We start from the raw sequence: 21877 nt of genomic DNA, 5'->3' as shown, positions 1-21877 counted from the left end.
AGAACGAGACGGGCCGCGAACCAGATACTGCGCCGACCCTAGCCTGATCAGCTTCGGGATTCGAATATGCGAGGTCAGCGAGCGGTCAGTTGATGGGGGCGTTCTTCCACCACTTCAGGACCGGATCGAGGCTGCCGGTGAGGCCGTCGGTGTACATGAGGTACTGGGCGCGGTTGTTGTCGCCGGTGAAGGCGGTCACCAGGCGCGGGTGGCTGTCGTCGGTGAGCTGGTAGTTGGTGTAGGTCTTGCCGCCGTTCGCGTCCTGCGACTTGGTGTCCGGGGTCAGACCGCTCAGAACGGTCTGCACGGTGGCGGCCGAGTCGTAGGCGAAGATGCGGTAGAAGGGGTCGTTGTTGTTGCTGCCGCCGTAGCAGCGCCACTGCACCTTCCAGTCGCCGAAGTCCGGGGTGCCGTCGGAGGCGTCGGAGGAGACCGGCGAGTCGGCCACCCAGCAGGTCGCGCCGTTGTAACCCTTGCCGCCGGTCTTGACGGCGGGCAGCAGCTTCGGGAACTGCTTGGCCGCGACCGACCAGTCGATCTGCTGGGCGCCCCCGGGCGCCGCGCCCGCCGAGGTGTTCACCACACTGTCCGGCCCGCCACCGGCCTTGCTGCCACCGGCCTTGCTGCCCGCCGCCGCGATCACCGCGACCACCACGATGAGCAGCACCACCACCGCCAGCACGATGCCGATGATGAGCCCGGTGTTCGACTTCGCCGGCGTCGCCGGCCGATGCGCCCCCACCGGCGCGACCGGCGGACGCTGCGGCTGCCCCGGGCTCGGATAGGTGTAGGACGGCGGCTGGGTGTACTGATTGGTCCCGCGCCCGGTGTAGTTACCGGCGACCGGCTTGGGCGGAGCCGGATTGACCTGTGTCGGAGCCGGATACGGCACCGCCGCGGACGGCGGCGCGGTCTGCGGGCGTGTGCCCGCGGTCGGCATGGGCGCACCGGTCATCGGCACCCCGGTCGAGTACGAGCCTCCGGTCATCGGATTGCCGGTCGGCATGGCACCACCCGTATACATGGGCATACCGGTCGGCATGGCGCCCCCGGTCGGGGACGGCGCCACCGGGCTCGGCCCGCCGGTGTACGGCATGACCGGCATCGGCGGCGACGTGCGCTGCACCAGCGGAATGGCCGGCGCGCTCGGATTGGCCAGGGCGCGACGGGCGGCCGCCGCGAAGTCGCTGCAGCTGGGGAAACGATCCTCGGGACGCTTGGCCATGGCCTTGGCGATCACCATGTCCAGGCTCGGCGGCAGTCCGGCGCGTGCGCTGCCCAGCGGCGGCGGCGGATTCTGCAGATGCCCCTGGATGACGGCCGCCGGATTGGTCGCCGAGAACGGACCGGACCCGGTGAACAGCCAGAACAGCGTGCAGGCCAGCGAGTACTGGTCGGAGCGGCCGTCCAGCGCGGAGCCGGTCAGCTGCTCGGGCGAGGCGTAGGCCAGGGTCGCGGTGAACGTCCCGGTCTGGGTCAGGTGACCGCTGTCGTCGCGCAGCCGCGCGATGCCGAAGTCGGTCAGGTACACCCGCTCGCCCTTACCGCCGGTCGAGCGGGCCAGCAGGATATTGGCGGGCTTCACATCCCGGTGCAGCACCTCGTTGCGGTGCGCGTAATCCAGGGCGTCGGCCATCTCGGCGACGATCTGCACGGCCCGCTCGGGCGGCAGCGTCTGCGGATTCACGCTGGCGGCGTCGATGCCGTCGATGTACTGCATGGAGATCCACAGCTGGCCGTCCTCGAGCCCGCGGTCGTAGACGGTGACAATATTGTGGTGGTCCAGTTGCGCGACCAGGTCGGCCTCGCGCTCGAAGCGGGCGCGGACCTCCTTGTCGAAGACCATCTCCCGATTCAGCAGCTTGAGCGCCGTCATTCGCGGCAGCCGCGGATGCTTGGCCAGGTACACCGAACCCATGCCACCCCGGCCGAGCTGCCGTTCGATGACATACCCAGCAAAAACGTCACCGTTGGACAGCATGACGATCTCCCACTTCCCATTCCACGTGCCGGGACCCACCAGCGCGCGAGGTACCACAGACGATCGGCGTGATCGTTCGGGCCGATCCGAAAACACCGAAACTGTAGCCGATTCGCGGCCTACCGAACTATCTACGCGCAGTCCGCTAACGCAACACTCAACGTTTGCTTATCGCCGCTGGTGACCCCGTCTGCGCTGTCGGGGGTCGGGGATACGCTGGCCGCATGCGCATTGGAGCTCACGTCCGAATGGACAGCGACCCGATCGGCTTCGGCGAGAAGCTCGGGGCCGACGTCATCCAGATGTTCGTGGTGGATCCGCAGAGCTGGGACAAGCCCCAACCCCACCCGCGGGCCGAGGAGATCAAGGCCAGCGATATCGACCTGGTGGTGCACTCCTCCTATCAGATCAACGTGGCCAGCCTGAACAACCGGCTGCGCATGCCCTCGCGCAACGCGGTGGCGCAGCAGGCCAAGGCCGCCGCCGAGCTGGGCGCCTTCGGGTTGGTCGTGCACGGCGGCCACGTGCGCTCCGACGAGGAGATGGCCGAGGGATTCGTCAACTGGCGCAAGCTGTTCGAGCGGCAGCAGGACAAGGGCGGATTCGCGGTGCCCATCCTCATCGAGAACACGGCCGGCGGAAATCACGCCATGGCACGGTATTTCGACGATATCGGGCGGCTGTGGGACGCGGTCGGCGACTTCGGGGCCGGGTTCTGTCTCGACACCTGCCACGCTTGGGCGGGCGGTGAGGAACTGGTCGGGATCGTGGAGCGGATCAAGGGGATCACCGGGCGCATCGACCTGGTGCACCTGAACTCTTCGCGGGACGCCTTCGATTCGGGCGCGGACCGGCACGCCAACTTCGCCGACGGGACCATCGACCCGCAGTTGCTGGCCGAGGTGTGCCGCACGGCCGGAGCGCCGGTGATCCTGGAGACCCCGGCCGACGGTGTCGCCGACGATCTGGCCTATCTCCGCGAACACCTCGGGTAGTTCTGCCCGAACACCTCGGGTAGCGCCGGGCGTTCGCTCACGAGCCTTTCGATCCGGCTGATCCTGAACCTGTTTCACCGGAGGCCGCGATGGTGTGCTGGTCACGGCTCGAATCCGGGCCGGACTCCATCGGGCGAAAGGCATTGCATGTCCGTCGATTACGCAACATCCAACCTCACTGTCGTGCAGCTGGGCAGCAAGATCGGCGCGCGCATCGACGGCGTGCGACTGGGCGGCGATCTGGATTCGGTGACCGTGCAGGCCATCCAGGACGCGCTGCACAAGCACAAGGTCATCTTCTTCCGCGGGCAGGAGCACCTGACCGAGGACGGGCAGTACGAGTTCGCGCAGCTGCTGGGCGCGCCGACCACCCCGCACCCGACCGTCACCTCCAAGGGCGTCAAGACGCTGCCCATCGACTCCGAGTACGGCCGCGCCAACAGCTGGCACACCGACGTCACCTTCGTGGACCGGATTCCCAAGGCGTCCATCCTGCGCGCGGTGCACCTGCCGCCCTATGGCGGCTCCACCACCTGGGCGTCGACCGTGGCGGCCTACGACTCGCTGCCCGCGCCACTGCGGGCCCTCGTCGAGAACCTGCGCGCCCGTCACACCAATGCCTACGACTACGCCGCCGACCGCACCGAGGTCGCGCGCGGCGAGAACGCGCAGGTGACGGCCAATATCAAGGCCTACCGCGAGGAATTCGAGTCCACCTACTACGAGACCGAGCACCCGGTGGTGCGCGTGCACCCCGTCACCGGCGAACGCGCGCTGCTGCTCGGGCATTTCGTGAAGAACTTCGTCGGCTTCTCCGCCGCCGAATCGCAGGCCCTGTTCCAGCTGCTGCAGAACCGCGTCACCCGGTTGGAGAACACCACGCGCTGGAACTGGCAGCTCGGCGATGTGGCGATCTGGGACAACCGCGCCACCCAGCACTACGCCATCGACGACTACGACGGCCAGCCCCGCCGCCTCACCCGCATCACCCTGGCGGGCGACGTCCCGGTCGGCGTGAACGGAGAAACCAGCACCATCATCACCGGTAATGCCGAGCACTACTCGATCATCGAGGAGGTCCCACCCCGCGCCGCCTGAAGCTGCGTTTGATTTGCCCTCGGCTTCGCTCCGGGCGGGTTCGCGGCCCTGAAGGTCTCGTTGGTCCCTCCTCCGCTTCGCTCCCCCGCTCCGAGGCGGAGGTCTATCAAGCCGCAGTCCAGAACGAGACGGGCCGCGAACCGACAGGGTGGTCCGAACTTTCGTGGAGTCGTTGTAGGTTCCGCGATCGGCACGCCGGTGCAACTGTCCTCTCGACCGTCGCACCGGCTTCGCCGTTTTCGGGGACCGCCCATCGTGCAGACTGTGAGCATGGATATTCGGCCGCTCGACGGCGTTCGGGTTCTGGAACTGGGCAACTACGTGGCCGCGCCGACGGCCGGGCGGATCCTCGGGGACTTCGGGGCCGAGGTGATCAAGGTGGAGCGGCCGAAAACCGGTGATGAGCTGAGGAATTGGCGGCTCTACGGCGGCGATACCTCGATGCTGTACCGGACGGTCAACCGGAACAAGAAGTCCATCACGCTGGATCTGCGCACCGAGGCCGGACGCAGGATCGTGCTGGATCTGATCGAGCAGTGCGATGTGCTGCTGGAGAACTTCCGGCCCGGGATGCTCGAGAAGTGGGGGCTCGGGCCCGAGGCGCTCAACGAGGCCAATCCGAATCTGGTCATCACCCGCATCTCCGCGTACGGCCAGACCGGTCCGCTCGCGCAGCGGCCGGGCTTCGCGGCGGTGGCCGAGGCAGTCGGCGGGTTGCGCGAACTCGTGGGCGATCCGGACCGGCCGCCGGTGCGGGTCGGCGTGTCCATCGGCGATTCCATTGCCGGGATCTACGCCGCGTTCGGCACCGTGATGGCGCTGTTCCAGCGCGAGCGGGTGCAGCGGGTTCCCTTGGAGCAGCGCGTGATCGACGTGGCCCTCAACGAATCCATTCTGTCGGTCATGGAATCCCTGGTGCCCGACTACCTGGCCTACGGCATCAATCGCGAACGCGTCGGCGGGCGCATGGAGGGCATCGCGCCCAGCAATGCCTATCCGTGCAGCGACGGCACCAGCATCATCATCGGCGGCAATGGCGACGCCATCTTCCAGCGGTACATGCAGGTCATCGACCGTCCGGACCTCGCCGCCGATCCGGAGCTGCAGGACAATGCCGGACGCTGGCGCCACCGCGAGCGGCTCGACGCCTCGATCGCCGAGTGGACGCGGGTGCGCACCCGCGAGGAGGCGCTGCGGGTGCTGGAGGCGGCCGCGATTCCGTGCGGGCCGATCTACACCGCCGCCGACATCGTCTCCGACGAGCAGTACCGGGCGCGCAATATGATCCAGCCCTTCCGGGTGGACGTGGGCGAGCCCGAGCCCAAGGAGGTCGGCTTCCCGGGCATCGTCCCGGTGATCGGCGGCCGATCGCTGCCCATCCGCAATGTCGGCCCGGACCTCGGTGAGCACACCCGCGAGGTGCTCACCGGCCTGCTCGGCCTGACCGACGCCGATATCGATGCCCTGGAGGCGAACTCATGACCCTGCGCGATGTCACGCTGCGCGACGGCCTGCAGCTCACCGGGAAAGTGCTGCCCACCGAGCGCAAGGTCCAGATCGCGCGGCAGCTGCTGGCGCTGGGCGTGCCCGAGCTGGAGATCGGATCCATGGCGCGCCCGGATCTGGTGCCGCCCATGGCCAATACCCTCGAGCTGGTCGCCCAGCTCACGCCCGCGGAACTGGAACGCTGCTGGGTCTGGGTGGCCACACCCCGGCACGTGGCGCGGGCCGCGGAGGCCGGCGTGCGCAATTTCCAGTACTGCTTCTCGGTGTCGGATGCGCACAACAAGGCCAATATCGGCCGCACCACCGAGGACAGCCTGGCCGCCATGCCGGAGGCGGTGCGGCTCGCCGCGGAGGCGGGCGGGCGCATTCAGCTCTGCCTCGCAACGGCTTTCACCTGCCCGTTCGACGGGCCCGTGGATCCCGCGCGGGTCTTGGCCATCGCCACGGATCCGCGCACCGAGGGGTCGGCGGACATCGTGGTGGCCGATACTCTCGGCCAGGCGCATCCGGGTCAGGTCCGCGCGCTCATCGGCGCGGTGGCGGCGACCGGGCGCTGGGGAGCGCCGCAGCACCGCATCGTTTTTCACGGTCACGACACCTGGGGCATGGGCGTCGCGAATTCCCTGGCGGCCCTGGGCGCCGGCGCGGCCGTGGTGGACGGTTCGCTGGGTGGGCTGGGCGGGTGCCCGTTCGCGCCGGGCGCCTCCGGCAACACCTCGAGCGAGGATCTGCTGTTCGCTACCCGTCCGGAATGGTTCACCCCGTCCGTATTGTCGGATCTGGTGGGGATTTCCGAGGAGTTGCTGACGGAACTCGGTGAGCCCAACCGATCTCGGACGATTGAGGGCGCACGATCCGAAGCCGAAGCATTCGAATGGGTAATTGCCGCAAATGCCTAATTCGCGGAAGATTAGCCAGCGTGCGCGTCGGCCCGAAGTTTGAGCAACACCAAACCCGCGGTGCAGGCGAGAATCAGTCCGGCGACGGTGATTTCGACGCGTAGCCCGGCAATGCCGAGTACCGCGCCGGTAAGCCCACCCAGGAAGATCAGCCAGGCGACGGCGCGGGCCAGGATTGCCGACATCCGCAGCCCGGGGGCCGCAGGTTCTCCTGCACGCGCCGATGCGCGCAGCGGAGATGCCGAGAATGCACCCATCATCCACTCCTCGATGACGCCCGCCGGGTCTCGCGATTCTTCGGCGCGCCCCTCGGCAAATTTCGAGCGTCTCACGTGTAACTTTGGACACACATTACGGCTCTGCAACGGAAAGTCCATACGACACGTGCCCAAAACGCGGTGAGTTTACTAATTCGATATCTGAATCATGGCTGTTTGAGATATTTCCGAGGCCTACGGAATCGCTTGCGCCGTCCGGTTATCGAAGCGACCACCCGCCTGGCCCCGCCCTGCGGCCTCCGTTAGGGTGAGCCCACTCGACACGAATCAGGAGTGCCACCAATGGACGGCAGCAACGCCGGCGCGGACGAGCGCGGCCTCACCCCGCTGCGTCACCTGCCCAAGCCCGTGGCGGGTGCCGCCGCGGCAGTCGGCGCGGTGTCGGCCGGGCTCATTCTCCTGGGCGCCTGCGGCCTCGGGCACAACGACACCTACGTCGCGCCGCCGCCGCTGAACGCCGATCTGCAAGCGGCGCCGGTGACTTCGACGAACAGCAGCGCGAGCACCACGCCCGCCGTCGTCATCCCGCCGTCCCCCACCTGGCGGGTGGCCGCCGACCAGCCCTCCCGGCGCGCGCCGATCTCCACCATCACCGGAACCCCCGACGATCCGGCCGCGGACCCGAGTGCGAGCATCCGCTCCACGCCGTCGCGCGCCACCACCACGCGCCCGGCCACCACCGAAAGCCCGCGCGCCACAACCGAACTCCCGGTCACCACGGTGCCGCCGACCGCCCTCCCGACGACGGATCACCCGGCCTCGGACAACTCCGACGGGTAGCGCGGCCGGTCCCCCACCGAGCTCACCAGTCGCCGTCTTCGACCGGAGCGCCCTTCCGGTCACCGAGCTGGTGTACCCGGCCCTCGGCACCACCGAGAGCAGGAGCATGCCGAGATCCACTGTGCACCAGTGAATTCTGCGTCGGCCAACGCACCCGCTCCGGCTGGAGCGGGGCGCGGCCTCGGTGGTGCGGGTCAGAACTCCACGAGGGTGTAGTCGCCCACGCGATCGGCGAGAACGCGCAGGTGTTCCAGGTCGCCGCCCAGGGTGCGGGCGATGGCGGTGAGACGGGCAACGTAGTGACTGACCGGGTATTCGGTCGTGATGCCGATACCGCCGTGCATCTGGATGGACTCCTGCCCGATGTGGCGGGCGGAGCGACCGACCTGCAGCCGGGCGCGCGACACCGCCACCCGGTCGGCGGAACCGTCGGCGACGGCGGCCGTGGCGTACAGGCTCATGCTGCGCGCGAGTTCCAGGGACACATACATATTGGCGGCCCGCTGGGTCAGGGTCTGGAACTTGGACAGCGTGACGCCGAACTGCTTACGCGTCCTCAGGTATTCGGCGGTCAGCCGCAGGGCCTCCTCCATCGCACCGAGGGATTCGGCGCACAGGCTCGCCTGCGCCGCCACCTCCACCGCGTCCACCACCGGCTGCGCGTCACCGCCGTCGCCGAGGAGCTCGGCTGCGGCGGAAGCGAATTCGAGCTGCGCACCGCGGCGCTCGTCGAAGGTGCGGTAGGGGGTGCTGGTGACGCCCTCGGCGTCGGCCGCGATCAGGAACAGGCCGATGCCGCCGCCGGGAAGGGCGGCGCTGACCACCAGCTGATCGGCGCAGTCACCGTGCGGGACGGGGTTCTTGACGCCGGTGATCCGATAGCCGTCACCGTCGCGGACCGCGGTGGTGACCAGTTCGGTTGCGGGCCATCGGGTGCCGGGCTCCTGGTGCGCGAAGGCCAGCAGGGTCTCGCCGCCGGCGAGCGCTGGCAGCACGCGCTGCCGCTGGTCGGCGGTGCCGGCGCGGGCCACCAGCCCGCCGGGCACGAGCACGGCGTCGAGGAAGGGTTCGGGCGCATTGCGGCGGCCGATCTCCTCCATGACCACCATGGTCTCCACCGGCCCGGCGCCCACGCCGCCGTCCTCCTCGTCGAAAGCCAGTCCGAGGACGCCCAATTCGGCGAGCTGCCGCCAGACGTCACGGTTCCAGCCGAGGTCGGTGTCGGTGACCTTCAGGCGGGTCTCCGGGTCGTAGGCGCGGCCCAGCAGATCCCGGACCGTGTCCCGCAGCATGACCTGTTCATCGGTGAGTTCGAAATCCATGGCGGCGGCTCACAATCCGAGAATGGTGGAGGCGATGATGGTGCGCTGCACCTCGCTGGAGCCTCCGTAGATGGTGGTCTTGCGGAAGTTGAGATAGCCGGGACCGCTGCGCTGTGCCCAGCCGGGCGAGGCGATGTCCCCGGCGTTCACCGGCAGCGCGTCCGGCCCGGCGACGTCCAGCAGCAGCTCGGTGGCGGCCTGCTGCAGCTCCGAACCGCGCAGCTTCAGCACCGAGGAGGCCGGATTCGGCTTGCCGTCATTGGAATTGGAGACCACGCGCATGAGCGTGAGCTCCAGCGCCAGCAGCTCGTTCTCGATCTCGGCCACGCGCGCGGCGAACGCCGGGTCCTCGAGCAGCGTGCCGCTGCCCGAACGGATCTGCGCCGCATACTCTTTCGCGACGCCCAGCTTCACCTTGGTGCGGCCCACACCGGTGATGCCGGTGCGCTCGTTGCCGAGCAGGAACTTGGCGTAGGTCCAGCCCATGTTCTCCTCGCCGACCAGCTGATCGGCGGGCACCCGGACGTTCTCGAAGAAGACCTCGTTGACCTCGTGGTGGCCGTCGATGAGCTTGATCGGCCGGATGGTCACGCCGGGGGTCTTGACGTCGAAGAGCAGCATCGAGATGCCGGCCTGCTTCTTGACGGTCGGGTCGGTACGCACCAGGCAGAAGATCCAGTCGGCGTACTGGGCCAGGGTGGTCCAGATCTTCTGGCCGTTGACGATGTAGGAGTCGCCGTCGCGCACCGCGGTGGTGCGCACCGCCGCCAGGTCCGAGCCCGCGTCGGGCTCGGAAAAGCCCTGGCACCACCAGATGTCGAGATTGGCGGTGGCCGGCAGGAAGCGCTGCTTGAGCTCCTCGGACCCGAACTGGGCGATGACCGGGCCGATCATCTGGGCGTTGAAGGTGAGCGGCTCCGGCACCGAGGCCAGCTGCATCTCGTCCTCCCAGATGTGCAGCTGCATGGGCGACCAGTCGCGGCCGCCCCACTGCACCGGCCACTTGGGCACGGCCAGGCCGTTCTCGTTGAGGATGCGGTGGCTGGTGACAATGTCATCGCGAGAGAGCTCGTGACCGTATTTCATGCGGTCACGGATCTCCGCCGGGATCTTGGTCCGGTAGACCTCGCGCAGGTCGTCCCGGAATTTCACCTCATCGGGTGATAGGGCCAGCTTCATTGCTTCTCCCGAGGAGCGTCGCTGTGATGTCGCCATCAAACTTACCCCCCGGTAATGGTCTGATTGTCACCCGGATCACACCGACCGGACGGCCCGGGCGCTCGGCTCGCAGCGACTCGGCATCCCGGCTCTCGAGCCGAGCTGGTAGGTTGCCCAGGAATCCGATACCCGAATTCCGGGACGTCGGGCTGTTGTGGCTCGGCGAGAATATCGACGCAGGAGCAGCACGAGTGAACGGTTGGACTCTGTCCCGGCGCGCCCTGGCGGTCGCCGCCCTCACGGCCGCGGCCACCGTCGGCGCGACCAGCGCGGCCACCGCCGACCAGCCGAAGACGCCCGTCGAAACCGGCATCGACCAGCTCACCCAGGCCGTCGGCGACAATGCCGACGGCCGAGCGGCGGTCGCCGACATCGCCCGATCGGCCCAGCTGATCGCCGCCGCGAAGCTGGAAAACGTTCAGTTCACGCCGTTCTCGTACCTGGCGCCCACCCTCGGCTGCGGCTTCAATATGCCGTTCAGCCTGACCTCGGCGATGGCCGTCACCGGCGTCACCGGTCCCAACACCTCGGTGTCGCTGCCGCCGGGCAATGTCAGCTTCCAGGTCATGGCGCAGCAGAACGGTTTTCCGACCACCTCCGGTCTGAACGTGGCCTGGCTCAATGTGAACAACGGCCGCAGCGGCATCACCGCCCTGGACGACCAGACCGAGTACAACCTGCCCTCGCTGTCGAAGACCGTCGACGCCGGCGCGGGCACCGTCGTCGCCTCACTGTGGGGCACCATCGACTACCCGGGCGCGCGCTGCGTGGTGCTGCCGACCGTCGGCCTGTTCACCGTGTCCGACACCCCGCCCGCCCAGCCTGCCGCCCCCGCCACCCCGGACGCCTCGGCCCCGACCACCTCGGCCGCCCCGGCGACCCCGGCGCAGGCTCCCGACGCCGCCCCCGCCGCGGGCGCACCCGGAACGAACTGACCTACGGCAACGCCGCACCCTCGAAAACGCAACGCCCGCATCCCTTCCGGATGCGGGCGTTGATCGTTTCGAGCGGCGGGCTCAGAACCGCGGCTTGCGCCGGGCGTCCGGGCGCTTGCCCTCGCGGCGCGGGGCGCGGCTCATGGAGCGCCCTCCGGGCGGGCCCTGGTCCAGCTGGAGATCGATGAGCTGACCGCTGATCCGGGTACGGCTCAATGCATTCAGAGTTTCCTTGGACAGGTCGGCCGGCAGCTCCACCAGCGAGTGGTCCGGACGGATGCTGATGTGGCCGAAGTCGCTGCGGCGCAGGCCACCCTCATTGGCGATGGCGCCCACGATCGCGCCGGGGGCGACCTTGTGGCGCTTGCCGACCGAGATGCGGTAGGTGACAAGCTCCGCGCCGGTCTGGCGATGCCGGGACGGGCCACTCGGCTCGCGACGCTCGCGGGGACCGCGGTCACGGTCGTCGAAGGAACGCGGGGCGCGTTCGCGGCGCTCGCGCGCCGTCGGCTCCGGATCGGGCTCCATGAAGAAGTTGTCGCCGTCGTGGCCGCCCACCGCCAGCGCCGCGGCGATATCCACCAGCGGGATATTGTGCTCGCGCTCGTAGTCCTCGATCAGCTTGCGGAACAACGGCAGATTGACCGAGGTCAGATTCTCGGTGATGGTGTCGCCGAACTTCTGCACACGCTGGGCGTTGACGTCCTCGACGCTGGGCAGCTGCATCTCGGTGACCTGCTGGCGGGTGGCGCGCTCGATGGCGTCGAGCAGCCGGCGCTCGCGCGGGGCCACGAACAGCAGCGCGTCACCGGAGCGGCCCGCGCGGCCGGTGCGGCCGATGCGGTGCACGTAGGACTCGGTGTCGTGCGGGATGTCGTAGTTGACGACGTGCGAGATGCGTTCCACGTCCAGGCCGCGCGCGGCCACGTCGGTGGCGACCAGGATGTCGAGCACACCCGACTTGAGCTGGCCGATGGTGCGCTCACGCTGTGCCTGCGCGATGTCGCCGTTGATGGCGGCCGCGGAATACCCACGCGCGCGCAGCTTTTCGGCCAGCTCCTCGGTGGCCTGCTTGGTGCGCACGAAGATGATCATGGCCTCGAAGGACTCGACCTCGAGGATGCGGGTCAGCGCGTCCAGCTTGCGCTGATACGACACCAGCACCCAGCGCTGGGTGATGTTGGTGTTCGTCGACGTCTTGGTCTTGACCGTGATCTCGGTCGGGTTCTTCAGGTACTGCTTGGAGATCTTGCGGATGGCCGACGGCATGGTCGCGGAGAACAGCGCGACCTGCTTCTCGTCGGGCGTGTCGGCGAGGATGCGCTCGACATCGTCCTGGAAGCCCATCTTGAGCATCTCGTCGGCCTCGTCGAGCACCAGGTACTGCAGCTGCGACAGGTCCAGGGTGCCACGCTCGAGGTGATCGATGACGCGGCCCGGCGTGCCGACGACCACCTGCGCACCGCGCTTCAGACCGGACAGCTGCACCGCGTAGTTCTGACCGCCGTAGATGGGCAGCACGTGCAGGCCGGGCATGTGCACCGCGTAGCGGCCGAACGCCTCGGCGACCTGGATGGCCAGCTCCCGGGTCGGGGCCAGCACCAGCGCCTTCGGGGCCTTGCCGGTCATCTCGATGCCCATGAGGATCGGGATGGCGAAGGCCGCGGTCTTGCCGGTACCGGTCTGGGCCAGGCCCACCACGTCCGCGCCGTCGAGCAACGGCGGAATCGTCGCCGCCTGGATGGGCGACGGCGATTCGTAGCCGACATCGGCGATGGCCCGCAGGATGCGGTCATCGATACCCAAATCAGCGAAGGACGGGCCGGAAACGTCCCTCTCGTCGTCAGTGGGAACGCTGTCGGCCGGTGAGGTACTCATTGCCACGGATTTTACTGCCTGCTAGCTGCGGGCTTGACCATCGGGTGAATACCCTGGGAGTCGTGCAACCGGACAACCCGCCCGCGCCCGCCGCCCCGACGCCCTCGAGTTCCGTGTCCGGACTCGGAAATCCCGAACCCGCTCCCGCTCGCAACTACGTCACCGGAACCCTGGCCACCGCCGATGCGGGCAGCTCGGGAGCAGTGGTGACGGCCGTGCACGAAACGGCCGCCGCGGCGGAGCGGCCCGTCGTGACCGAACCGGCCGGGTCGGTGGATGTGGCGGTGGTGCAGTTCGATCCCTACACCGACACCGTGGCCAATCTCACCGCTCTGCGCGCGGAGGTCAAGGCCGCCAGCGAACTCGGAGCGAAGGTGGTGGTGGCGCCCGAGTATTCGATGTTCGCCACCAAGCGCCTCGACGATCGGGTGCTGGCCGCCGCGGAACCGCTCACCGGACCGTTCGTCACCGGATTGCGCGGTATCGCAGCCGAATTCGGGGTGCACGTGGTCGCCGGCGTGGTCGAGTCCGGGGGCCCGGACCAGCCCGCCGGGCACGTCTACAACACCCTGGTCGCCGCCTCGCCCGACGCCGAATTCGCGGCCGTCTACCGGAAGGTGCATCTGTACGACGCTTTCGGATCGCGCGAATCCGATCTGCTCATCCCCGGGCCCTTGGACCAGTCCCCGACCTTCACCGTGGACGGCGTGGTGTTCGGGCTGCAGACCTGCTTCGATCTGCGCTTCCCCGAAGGAATTCGCCGGTTGGCCGCCGCCGGCGCGCACGTGCTGCTGCTGCCCGCCCAGTGGATTCCCGGTCCCGGCAAGGTCGACCAGTGGACCACGCTGCTGCGCGCCCGGGCCATCGAGAACACCATGTACGTCGCCGCCGCCGACCAGGCCGCCCCGCGCGGATCCGGCGCCTCCATGATCGTCTCCCCCACCGGCGCGGTGCTGGCCGAACTCGGCGACCAGCCGGGCATCGCCACCGCCCACATCGACCTGCGCCACCTCACCGAGGTCCGCACCACGAATCCGAGCCTGGCATTACGCCGCTACACGATCCGCGGAGAGTAGAGCCACCCAGAACCCTGCCCCGGAGCGGAGCGGAGGGGCAAAATGGACAGAGCGATGATCTATCCGGATCGGGCGGCCGCCGGACGCGCGCTGGGTGGGGTGCTGGGGCACCTGCGCGCGGCGGATCCGCTGGTGCTGGGGCTGCCCCGGGGCGGGGTGCCGGTGGCCGTGGCGGTGCGCGACGTGATCGGCGGCGACCTCGATGTGCTGCTGGTGCGCAAGCTCGGGGTGCCGTGGCAGCCGGAACTGGCCATGGGGGCCATCGGGGAGGACGACGTCCGGGTGCTGAACTACGACGTGGTGCGGCATACCGGGGTGACGCCCGATCAGCTGGCGGACATCGAGAGCGTCGAGCGGGCCGAGCTGGAGCGCCGCCGCGGGATACTGCGGGCCGGGCCGCCGATCGATCTGAAGGACCGGACCGTGGTGATCGTGGACGACGGCATGGCGACCGGCGCGACCGTTGCCGCCGCCTGTGAGATCGCCGGGCTGCACGAGCCGCGCCGGGTGGTGGTGGCGGTGCCGGTGTCCTCGGTCGAAGCGCTGCACCGGATCCAGGAGATCGCCGACGAGGTGGTGTGCCCGCTGGTGCCGCGGGCCCTCGGCGGGGTGGGCGGGGCCTACCGGGACTTCCATCAGCTCACCGATGCGGAAGTGGTGAAGCTGTTGCGCCCCACCGCTTCCCGGGATGCGGATCAATGAACCTCGGTGATGCCCGTGCGGTGTCGCTGCGCGAGGTCGGCGTAGAAGCTCGGATTGGTCTTGACCCACAGTTCGGCCGGGGTGCCCGCGAGCGGCTTCTTGATCTGGGCGGGTGAGCCGGCGGCCAGCACGCCGTCGGGAATCTCCTGCCCCGGGCCGACCAGCGAGTGCGCGGCGATCATGACGCCGCTGCCGATCTTGGCCATGTCCAGGACCGTACTGCCGTTGCCCACAATCGATTCCGCGCCCAGCGTCGCGCCGTGGAACACCACCGAGTGCGCGATCGTCGAACCCGCGCCGATCTCCACCGTGACGTCCTGCGGCACGTGGATCACGGCGTTGTCCTGCACGTTCGCGCGTTCCCGAATGATGATGGGCGCCAGGTCCGCACGCAGCACCGCGCCGTACCAGACCGAGGCGCCCGCCTCGACGCGCACATCGCCGATCAGGGTCGCGGTGGGCGCGATGAACGCGGTCGGATCGACCGTCGGGCGCTTGCCTTCGAATTCGTAGAGGGGCACGCCCTCACCGTAATCCTTCAGACCAGCGAGCGGGCGTGCACGAATTCGACGATCTCCGCGGTGACCTCGGCGTGCGCGGGCTCGTGCAGCAGGTCGTGACCGGCATCGGGGTAGGTGTGGAAACGCGCGCCGACCTGGGCCGACCACTCCCGCACCGGTTCCACCGGCGCCCGGCGATCGTCCGCGCCGTGCACGATCAGCACCGGCAGGCCCGCGGGCAGCCGCGGTCCCGGCCAGTCCGACTCCTGCTCGGTCGCCAGTGCGGCACGCGAGCGGGAACCGCCCTGGGCGCGAGCATGATTCGCGGATTCGGCACCGCGGGCGGACTTCGGGGACCTGCCCTCCAGCACCGCCTTGGGCGTCCCGCACAGCACCAGTCCGGCGAAGTCGCCCGGCTGCGCGTCGCGCAGCACGGCCAGCGTGGTGGCCGCGCCCAGGGAGTGACCCATCAGGAACGGGGTCGAAGTCGCGTGCGCGTGCACCTGGTCCAGGAACAGCCGGGCGTCGGCGGCCAGCTCGTGGATCGTGCCCGGCCTTTCGGGATCTCCTTCGCTGAGTCCGTGCCCGGAGGTGTCCAGGGCCCAGAGTTCGATGCCGCGGGCGGCCAGCGCCCGCGCGAATCGGTGGTAGTGCGCGCTGTGCTGGCCGATTCCGGGTAAGAACGCCAGGACGGCCTGTGCGTCATCGAGCTGCCATCGGCGGTAGTGAAGGCGGCCGCGAGCGCCCGCTAGGTAGAGCATCGGCAGATTGTGACAGACGCGCACGGGTTGCGGGGCCGCTCGAAACAAGCGACTGGCGAGTAACGAGCGAACCTGCCGGACAGCGACGCGCCGCCCGGCGGTCCGCGGGGCGACACGCCGGAATGGCGATCCGATTTCTGGTGTCCGACCGGGCCTCGAGCCGCTGTCGGCGGCTGCGGGGCGCGCGAGTCGCGTTGTCTCCCAACATCGCCCGCAAACGCGTGCTGACGTGGGCGGGTCATGGCGGGTCCGGACCGGTGCGCGGGCCGCACCTGGCAGCACATCACACCGCCCGTAGTCATTACGCTATGGCCCGACTCGGCCATGTGACGACGAGACCCCGGCCGGGTGCGGGTGTCGGCGGAGGAGAGGCACAGGAGGGCCGCGATTGATGCTGTTCGGTGATCGTGTCGTGTGCAGCACCGGAGACCTGGTGGCGGCGGCGCGTTGTGAGTTCGCGCTGCTGCGCGCGCTCGACGCCGAACTGGGACTGGTGACGCCGGTCGAGTTCCCGTCGCCCGGCACGCTCACGCGCACCCCCGACCCGGCCGTCGAACACCGCCTCGCCGACCTACGCGACCGATACGGGCCGGGCGTCACCCGCATCCGCGTATCCGAGCCCGCGGCCGACGCCCTCGCCACGACCGCGCTCGTCTCCGAGGACCTGCGCGAGCGCGCACTGGCCGGACTGCGGGACGCGCACGACCGGACGCTGACGGCACTGCGGGCGGAGGCCGAGGCGGTCGCGGGCGGTGTGGTCTTCGACGGGGACTTCGTGGCGCGCTGCGAATTCCTGGTGCGCGATCACGCCCCCGAGGGACACGACTACATCGTGGCCGGGGTGGCGGGCCGGCGCGGCGGGATCGCGACCCTGCTGGGCCTGGCCGCCGCCGCGGAGGCACTGCGGCGCAACGGCTTCCGATCCGCGCCGCAGGTAAGGGTGTGGGAGGACGGCGTCCCGGTCACGTACACGCTCGCCGACATGGCGGTCGTCTACGAGGCGCGGCGGGCGCGACTGAACCTCATCGTCGACACCAAGCTCGGCGAGCTGCTCCCCGTCCAGTGGGGTGACCGGCGCTTCCTGGCCTGCGGCCACTGCCCCACCTGTACGACCGAACTCGAGACCCGCCGGGATCTGCTGCTGGTGGCGGGAATGCGCCCGGCCACCCGCGCCCACCTGCGCGACGCGGGGATCGCCAGCGTGGACCGGCTGGCCGTCGCCGACGCCGCCGTCACCGGCATCCCGTCCGCCACCCTCACCACCCTGCGCCGCCAGGCCGAGGTCCAGATCCTGCGCGAGCGCACCGGCCGCCCGGTGCACGCCCTCATCGATCCGGCCGCGCTGGCCGCCCTGCCCGCGCCGACCCGTGGCGACCTGTTCGTCAGCGTCACCCCGGTCAATCCCCCCGACACCGCCGACCTCCCGCGCGCGGGGTCCGGAATCGCCCGCACCGCAGGCGATGTGATCGTGCAGATCAGCGCGCTCGAGCCGGCCGACCGGACGCCGGCGGACTACCCGGCCGCGCCGGCCCTCCGCGCGGCCGAAACCTCCTCCGCGCCGGCGATATTCGTCCAGGACCCGGTGGAATCGGCCGACGGCGAGCAGCTCGCCGAACAGCGCGGCAGCGCCGCGGTCGCGACCTTCGAGCAGGGGCCCGGGGTGAGCACGGTCGCGCTGGGATTCGTGCCCGCGCCCGCCGTGCCGAAACCGGAGCGCACCTTCGTCATTCGAGCCGACGGCCCGGACGGCCTCGGTCACGGGAGCCGTTCCCGCCGCCGCGACGACGCGGACGCGCTGCTGGAGTTCCTGATCGAGCGCCAGCGCGAATGCCCGGATCTGCGGATCCACCACTATCGCGGCGATCTGCGCGGCCTGTTGCACACCATCGGCGAACGCGATTCCGAGGGTGAGGATGTGGTGGCGGAGCTGCTACCCGCGCTGGCCGACCTCTACCCGGTGGTGCGGGCGGCGCTGGTGGTCGGCGAGCGCTCCTACGACCTGCACCAGCTGCCGCCCAATCAGGAGGAGAGCGACGGTGGCGCGGAAGCCGTACTGCGGCTGCGGGATTGGCTGCTCGACCTGGCCGCCGGGCACGAGGTCCGGCCCAGCCGGCGGTGGTCCTACGACTACGCCGAGACCGGGCCCGACGAAATCGAGGCGGCCCTACGGGAATTCGCGGAGACCGACGGCGAGGAGCGCGGCCCGGCGCAGGAGGCGGCCGGGCTCGCGGCGGCCGCGCTGGGCTATCACCGGCGCGAGCGGCGGCCGCTGCGCTGGGCGCACGACGACCGGCTCGACCATCCGGTAGCCGAATGGGCCGACACGGCAGGGGTTCTCGTCGCCGACTCAGGTTCGGTCGACACCGACTGGCACGGCACCGGACAGCAGCCCATGCGCCGCTATCTGACCCTCACCGGCCGGTTGGGCACCGGCAACGCACCGCCGCCGGGCACGGCGGTGCTCACCCTCTACGATCGCCCCGCGCCCGGCATGACGGTCACCCCGGGCCAGCGCGCGACGGCACACGCCACCGTCCTCGGCTGCGCACTGGACACCAATTTCGAGGACGTGGTGCGGGTGGTGGAGATACTCCCCGTGGGCTGCGAACCCTACGACGAGCTGCCCTCGGCCATCGCGCCCTGCCCGCCGGGCCACGACATCCATCTCGCGGAAGCCTTGGAGGACACCGCACATCAGCTGCTGGTGACCCTCCCCCAGGTGCCCGAGACCGCCGTCTTCGACATTCTGTGCCGCCGCCCGCCGCGCCTGCGCGCGGGCGCGGCGCTGCCCGAGGTGTTCGGCGATCACGCCGCCGCCGTCACCGCCGCGGTCCTGGATCTCGACAATTCGTATGTGGCCGTGCAGGGCCCGCCCGGCACCGGCAAGACCGACACCACCGCGCGCGCCGTGGAACGGCTCGTCACCCGCTACCGGTGGCGGGTCGGCGTGGTGGCGCGCTCGCACCAGGTGGTCGAGCACGTGCTCGACGCCGTGGTGCAGATGGGCGTGCTGCCGGAGCTGGTCGCCAAGGCCGACACCCGGGCGGTGGCGCCGGAATGGCTGCCCATCGAGGCCTCGCGCTATCCGCGCTTCCTCGACAATGCCGTGAACGGCTGTGTGGTGGGCGGACTCTCGAGCGACTTCACCGACCCCGAGCGCATCGCGCGCGACAGCCTGGACCTGCTGGTCATCGTGGACGCCGGGAAGTTCCCGCTGGCCGAGGCGGTGGCTGTGGCCGTGTGCGCCCGGAACCTGCTGCTGGTCGGCGACCCCGCGCCGCCGACCGGACACGGCGCGCATCCCGAGCCGATCGCCGAATCCGTGCTGGGCCGGCTGCTCGGCGCGCACCGCACCCTGCCCGCCGCCTACGGCTACTTCCTGGACCGCACCTGGCGCATGCACCCGCGCATGTGTGGCCCGGTGTCGCGGCTGCGCTACGACAATCGGCTGCGCTCCAATGAAACCGTCACCCTCGCACGGGAACTCGACGGCATCCCGCCCGGCGTGCGCACCGTGCCGGTGGAGCATCACGGCAACAGCACCGAATCCGCCGAGGAGGCACGGGAAATCGTGCGCCAGGTGCGCACGCTGCTCGGATTGCCCTGGCACACCGGCGCACTCACCCGCCGCCTGCATCCGCACGACATCCTGGTGGTGGCCCCCTACCACGCCCAGGTGGCGCGCATCCGGACCCTGCTGTCGCGGGCCCGCATCGAGGACGTCCTGGTCGGCACGCCCGACCACTTCCAGGGCCGCGAGGCCGCGGTGGTGCTGGTCTCCATGACCACCTCCGCGCCCGAGGACGCCCCGCACGGGATCGGCGCGCTGCTGTCGCGGCACTGGCTGACCAGCGCGATCTCGCGGGCCATGTGGTCGGCGATCATCGTGCGCTCGCCGCTGCTGACCGAATACCTCCCGGCCACCACCGCCGAGCTGTCCGACCTGGCCGCGGTACTGCAGCTCGACCGGGTCTAGCCCGGGCCCCGTCCCTCGGCTCAGCCGAAGCAGTGCCCTTCACCGCGATAGGTGGGCACCGTGGTGCGGCTGCCGTCCCCGTCGATCAGATGCACCTCGTTGAAGCGCTCGCACAGCTCGCCCGCCTTGGCGTGCCGGAACCAGACCCGGTCGCCGATCTCCAGGCCCTCGGCGCCCGTCAGCGGGGTCTGCACCTCGCCCGCGCCCTCGGTCCCGATCAGTTTCAAGCCCAAGGGCCACACCGGTTTCGGCACCCGCGAGGCCCCGGTGGGCCCGGAGGCGATGTAGCCGCCGGAGAAGACGGTGGCGATGCCCGGCGCCGGCCGGCGCAGCACCGGCGTGGCGAAGTACATCGACGGCCGTGGCGCCAGATTGCGGTAGCCGTCGAACAGGGTCGGCAGGTACAGGCCCGAACCCGCGGTCACCTCGGTGACGCCCGGGTCGGTAATGCTGACCTCGATGGACCCGGTGCCGCCGGAGTTGACCAGCTCGAGTTCACCGGCCGTCGACCGCACCGCCTCCAGCACCTGGCGGCGGCGCTTCCCGATCTCGGCTGCGGACGCCCACTTCACCAGGCGCACAGCGGGATTGGTGTCCGGCAGACCAGCGATCTGAGCCTCGTAGGTCATCACGCCGACGACCCGGAAACCGCGGGAACGGGTTTCGGTGGCCAGCCGGGCGGCCTGCTCGGGGGTGCGGATGGGCGAACGGCGCACCCCGAGGTGCAGCGGGCCGAGGCGCAGGGAGGCGTCGACATCCAGGCACACACGGGGCGCGACCTTTTCGCTGCCGACGGCCTCGCGAATCAGGTCCAGCTGGGCGGTGTCGTCGACCATGAGGGTGATGGAGTCGAGCAGCAACTGGTCGGAGGCGAGTTCCGCCAGGGCGTGCCGGTCGGCGGTGGGATAGCCGAGCAGTACATCGCGCGCGCCCTCCCGGACCAGCCAGATGGCTTCGCGCAGTGAGTAACCCATGATGCCCGCGAAGCCGCCGGAGGCGGTGAGCTTGGGCCCGAGGACTTCCTCGAGAACGGCGCGGCAGCGCACGGATTTACTGGCCACCCGGATCGGGACGCCGCGGGCGCGGCGCACCAGATCGTCGGCATTGGCACGCAGGGCGGTCATATCGACCGCGGCGAGCGGAGGTTCGAGGTCGGCGGTGGCCGCGTGCAGCCCGCTGATCGGCGACGAATCGGTCACCAGATCATTCGACCATGAACCTGGTCATGCGTCCAGCATTAAGTTTCGGGGCAGGCCGGGTGTGTCAGGGCAGGTCGACGGCCTTGGTCGACAGGTACGAGACCAGGTCGTCCAGCACCACCAGCGAGATCTCGTCATCACAGTCGGCCAGCCAGCGCAGCACCATGCCCTGGATGACGGCCAGCAGATAGGCGGCGATGGCATCCACCGGCTCCAGCCACTGGGTGCCCGAGCGGCTGGCGCAGTGGTCCAGGAAGGACGTCACGTCGGCGTCCAGCTCCCGGAACATGGCCGTGGCGACCGGGTCCGGGACACAGGTGGCCTGGTTCTCCCAACGCCGCCGCAGCACCGCCAGGGTGGACTCGTAGGCACGGATCTGCCGGTCCGGGGAGGATTTCAGGATCGGCCACAGCGTGCTGAGTCCCGCGTGCAGCAGGATGCGCAGGGCACGATTACCCCTGAAATCAAGCGACACGGCCGCGGTCTCGATGGCCTCGGTCATGGCCGGACGAAGTCCGACCTGGGTGATTTCTCCACTTGCGCTCAACGACGACTCCCTTTGGCGAAAGAACTCGCGCACCTCGCCTGCGCGGCTCGCTCAACGGGTGTTGCAGATCGGCACTGATCTCCGGCTTGTACGCCTACGTACCCGTTCAACGGGTATTGATGTTACGTCTTTTTCTGGCCCGGCAACCAGCTTTGATAGCCGATTCCATACCTCAAGAATGTTTTGTTACCTAATTGGAACAGGCCCGCGACCGGATGGGAATGAT

General features: G+C 69.6%; 18 protein-coding genes. 9 read left to right on the top strand and 9 right to left on the bottom strand.

Going from position 1 to position 21877, the window contains the following annotated elements; translation table 11 throughout:
- Positions 1–85: 85 nt before the first annotated feature.
- Positions 86–1981 carry a serine/threonine protein kinase gene (locus tag ACFXKA_RS13150; protein ID WP_379427361.1) on the bottom strand — a complete coding sequence of 632 codons (1896 nt, stop codon included), beginning with the start codon at positions 1979–1981 and terminating at the stop codon, positions 86–88.
- A 224-nt stretch (positions 1982–2205) separates the two neighbouring features.
- On the opposite strand from ACFXKA_RS13150, the gene ACFXKA_RS13145 reads away from it, so the two are divergent.
- The 4 genes from ACFXKA_RS13145 (at position 2206) to ACFXKA_RS13130 (ending at position 6479) form a co-directional block, all read left to right on the top strand.
- The gene (locus ACFXKA_RS13145; protein ID WP_354833838.1) at positions 2206–2976 is read left to right on the top strand and encodes a deoxyribonuclease IV; all 771 of its coding nucleotides are present in this window, start codon (positions 2206–2208) and stop codon (positions 2974–2976) included.
- A 147-nt stretch (positions 2977–3123) separates the two neighbouring features.
- Positions 3124–4074, top strand: a complete 951-nt coding sequence (locus tag ACFXKA_RS13140) for a TauD/TfdA dioxygenase family protein (protein ID WP_379427360.1) — start codon at positions 3124–3126, stop codon at positions 4072–4074.
- Between the two features lie 270 nt (positions 4075–4344).
- Positions 4345–5556: a CaiB/BaiF CoA transferase family protein gene (locus ACFXKA_RS13135; RefSeq protein ID WP_379427359.1), complete on the top strand. Its 1212-nt coding sequence runs from the start codon at positions 4345–4347 to the stop codon at positions 5554–5556.
- Complete coding sequence (locus ACFXKA_RS13130; protein ID WP_379427358.1) at positions 5553–6479, top strand: hydroxymethylglutaryl-CoA lyase; 927 nt, start codon at positions 5553–5555, stop codon at positions 6477–6479. The genes ACFXKA_RS13135 and ACFXKA_RS13130 overlap by 4 nt, the downstream gene beginning before the upstream one ends.
- Positions 6480–6490: 11 nt before the next feature.
- Here the strand turns inward: ACFXKA_RS13130 and ACFXKA_RS13125 are convergent, their stop codons facing one another.
- Positions 6491–6736: a hypothetical protein gene (locus ACFXKA_RS13125; RefSeq protein WP_354833831.1), complete on the bottom strand. Its 246-nt coding sequence runs from the start codon at positions 6734–6736 to the stop codon at positions 6491–6493.
- A gap of 303 nt (positions 6737–7039) precedes the next feature.
- Here ACFXKA_RS13125 and ACFXKA_RS13120 point away from each other — a divergent pair, with 303 nt between their 5' ends.
- Positions 7040–7537, top strand: a complete 498-nt coding sequence (locus tag ACFXKA_RS13120; protein ID WP_379427357.1) for a hypothetical protein — start codon at positions 7040–7042, stop codon at positions 7535–7537.
- 194 nt (positions 7538–7731) lie between these two features.
- Here the strand turns inward: ACFXKA_RS13120 and ACFXKA_RS13115 are convergent, their stop codons facing one another.
- Positions 7732–8859: an acyl-CoA dehydrogenase family protein gene (locus tag ACFXKA_RS13115; RefSeq protein WP_379427356.1), complete on the bottom strand. Its 1128-nt coding sequence runs from the start codon at positions 8857–8859 to the stop codon at positions 7732–7734.
- 9 nt (positions 8860–8868) lie between these two features.
- Positions 8869–10038, bottom strand: a complete 1170-nt coding sequence (locus ACFXKA_RS13110; RefSeq protein WP_379427355.1) for an acyl-CoA dehydrogenase family protein — start codon at positions 10036–10038, stop codon at positions 8869–8871.
- Between the two features lie 230 nt (positions 10039–10268).
- On the opposite strand from ACFXKA_RS13110, the gene ACFXKA_RS13105 reads away from it, so the two are divergent.
- Positions 10269–11012, top strand: coding sequence for a hypothetical protein (locus ACFXKA_RS13105; RefSeq protein WP_379427354.1), 744 nt, complete (start codon positions 10269–10271; stop codon positions 11010–11012).
- Between the two features lie 81 nt (positions 11013–11093).
- Here the strand turns inward: ACFXKA_RS13105 and ACFXKA_RS13100 are convergent, their stop codons facing one another.
- Complete coding sequence (locus ACFXKA_RS13100) at positions 11094–12890, bottom strand: DEAD/DEAH box helicase (protein ID WP_379427353.1); 1797 nt, start codon at positions 12888–12890, stop codon at positions 11094–11096.
- Between the two features lie 251 nt (positions 12891–13141).
- Between ACFXKA_RS13100 and ACFXKA_RS13095 the strand changes: the two genes are divergently transcribed.
- Both ACFXKA_RS13095 and ACFXKA_RS13090 read left to right on the top strand, forming a co-directional pair.
- Complete coding sequence (locus ACFXKA_RS13095) at positions 13142–13966, top strand: carbon-nitrogen hydrolase family protein (RefSeq protein WP_354834108.1); 825 nt, start codon at positions 13142–13144, stop codon at positions 13964–13966.
- Between the two features lie 54 nt (positions 13967–14020).
- Entirely contained in the window at positions 14021–14668 is a 648-nt protein-coding gene (locus ACFXKA_RS13090; protein ID WP_354834105.1) for a phosphoribosyltransferase family protein, read from the top strand.
- On the opposite strand, the gene ACFXKA_RS13085 is transcribed toward ACFXKA_RS13090, so the two are convergent.
- Positions 14662–15189, bottom strand: coding sequence for a gamma carbonic anhydrase family protein (locus ACFXKA_RS13085; RefSeq protein WP_379427352.1), 528 nt, complete (start codon positions 15187–15189; stop codon positions 14662–14664). The two genes, ACFXKA_RS13090 and ACFXKA_RS13085, sit on opposite strands and share 7 nt — an antisense overlap.
- 17 nt (positions 15190–15206) lie before the next feature.
- Entirely contained in the window at positions 15207–15929 is a 723-nt protein-coding gene (locus ACFXKA_RS13080; protein WP_354833821.1) for an alpha/beta fold hydrolase, read from the bottom strand.
- A gap of 391 nt (positions 15930–16320) precedes the next feature.
- Here ACFXKA_RS13080 and ACFXKA_RS13075 point away from each other — a divergent pair, with 391 nt between their 5' ends.
- Complete coding sequence (locus ACFXKA_RS13075; protein WP_379427351.1) at positions 16321–19905, top strand: AAA domain-containing protein; 3585 nt, start codon at positions 16321–16323, stop codon at positions 19903–19905.
- 20 nt (positions 19906–19925) lie between these two features.
- On the opposite strand, the gene ACFXKA_RS13070 is transcribed toward ACFXKA_RS13075, so the two are convergent.
- Positions 19926–21104 carry an amino acid deaminase/aldolase gene (locus ACFXKA_RS13070; RefSeq protein WP_379427349.1) on the bottom strand — a complete coding sequence of 393 codons (1179 nt, stop codon included), beginning with the start codon at positions 21102–21104 and terminating at the stop codon, positions 19926–19928.
- A gap of 64 nt (positions 21105–21168) precedes the next feature.
- On the bottom strand, positions 21169–21651 hold the full coding sequence (locus ACFXKA_RS13065; RefSeq protein WP_354833816.1) for a TetR family transcriptional regulator: 483 nt from the start codon (positions 21649–21651) through the stop codon (positions 21169–21171).
- Between the last annotated feature and the right edge of the window lie 226 nt (positions 21652–21877).

The organism is Nocardia sp. NPDC059228 (assembly GCF_042754245.1).
In the GTDB taxonomy this organism is placed as follows: Bacteria; Actinomycetota; Actinomycetes; order Mycobacteriales; family Mycobacteriaceae; genus Nocardia.
This window is presented reverse-complemented; position numbering and strand designations above follow the sequence as displayed.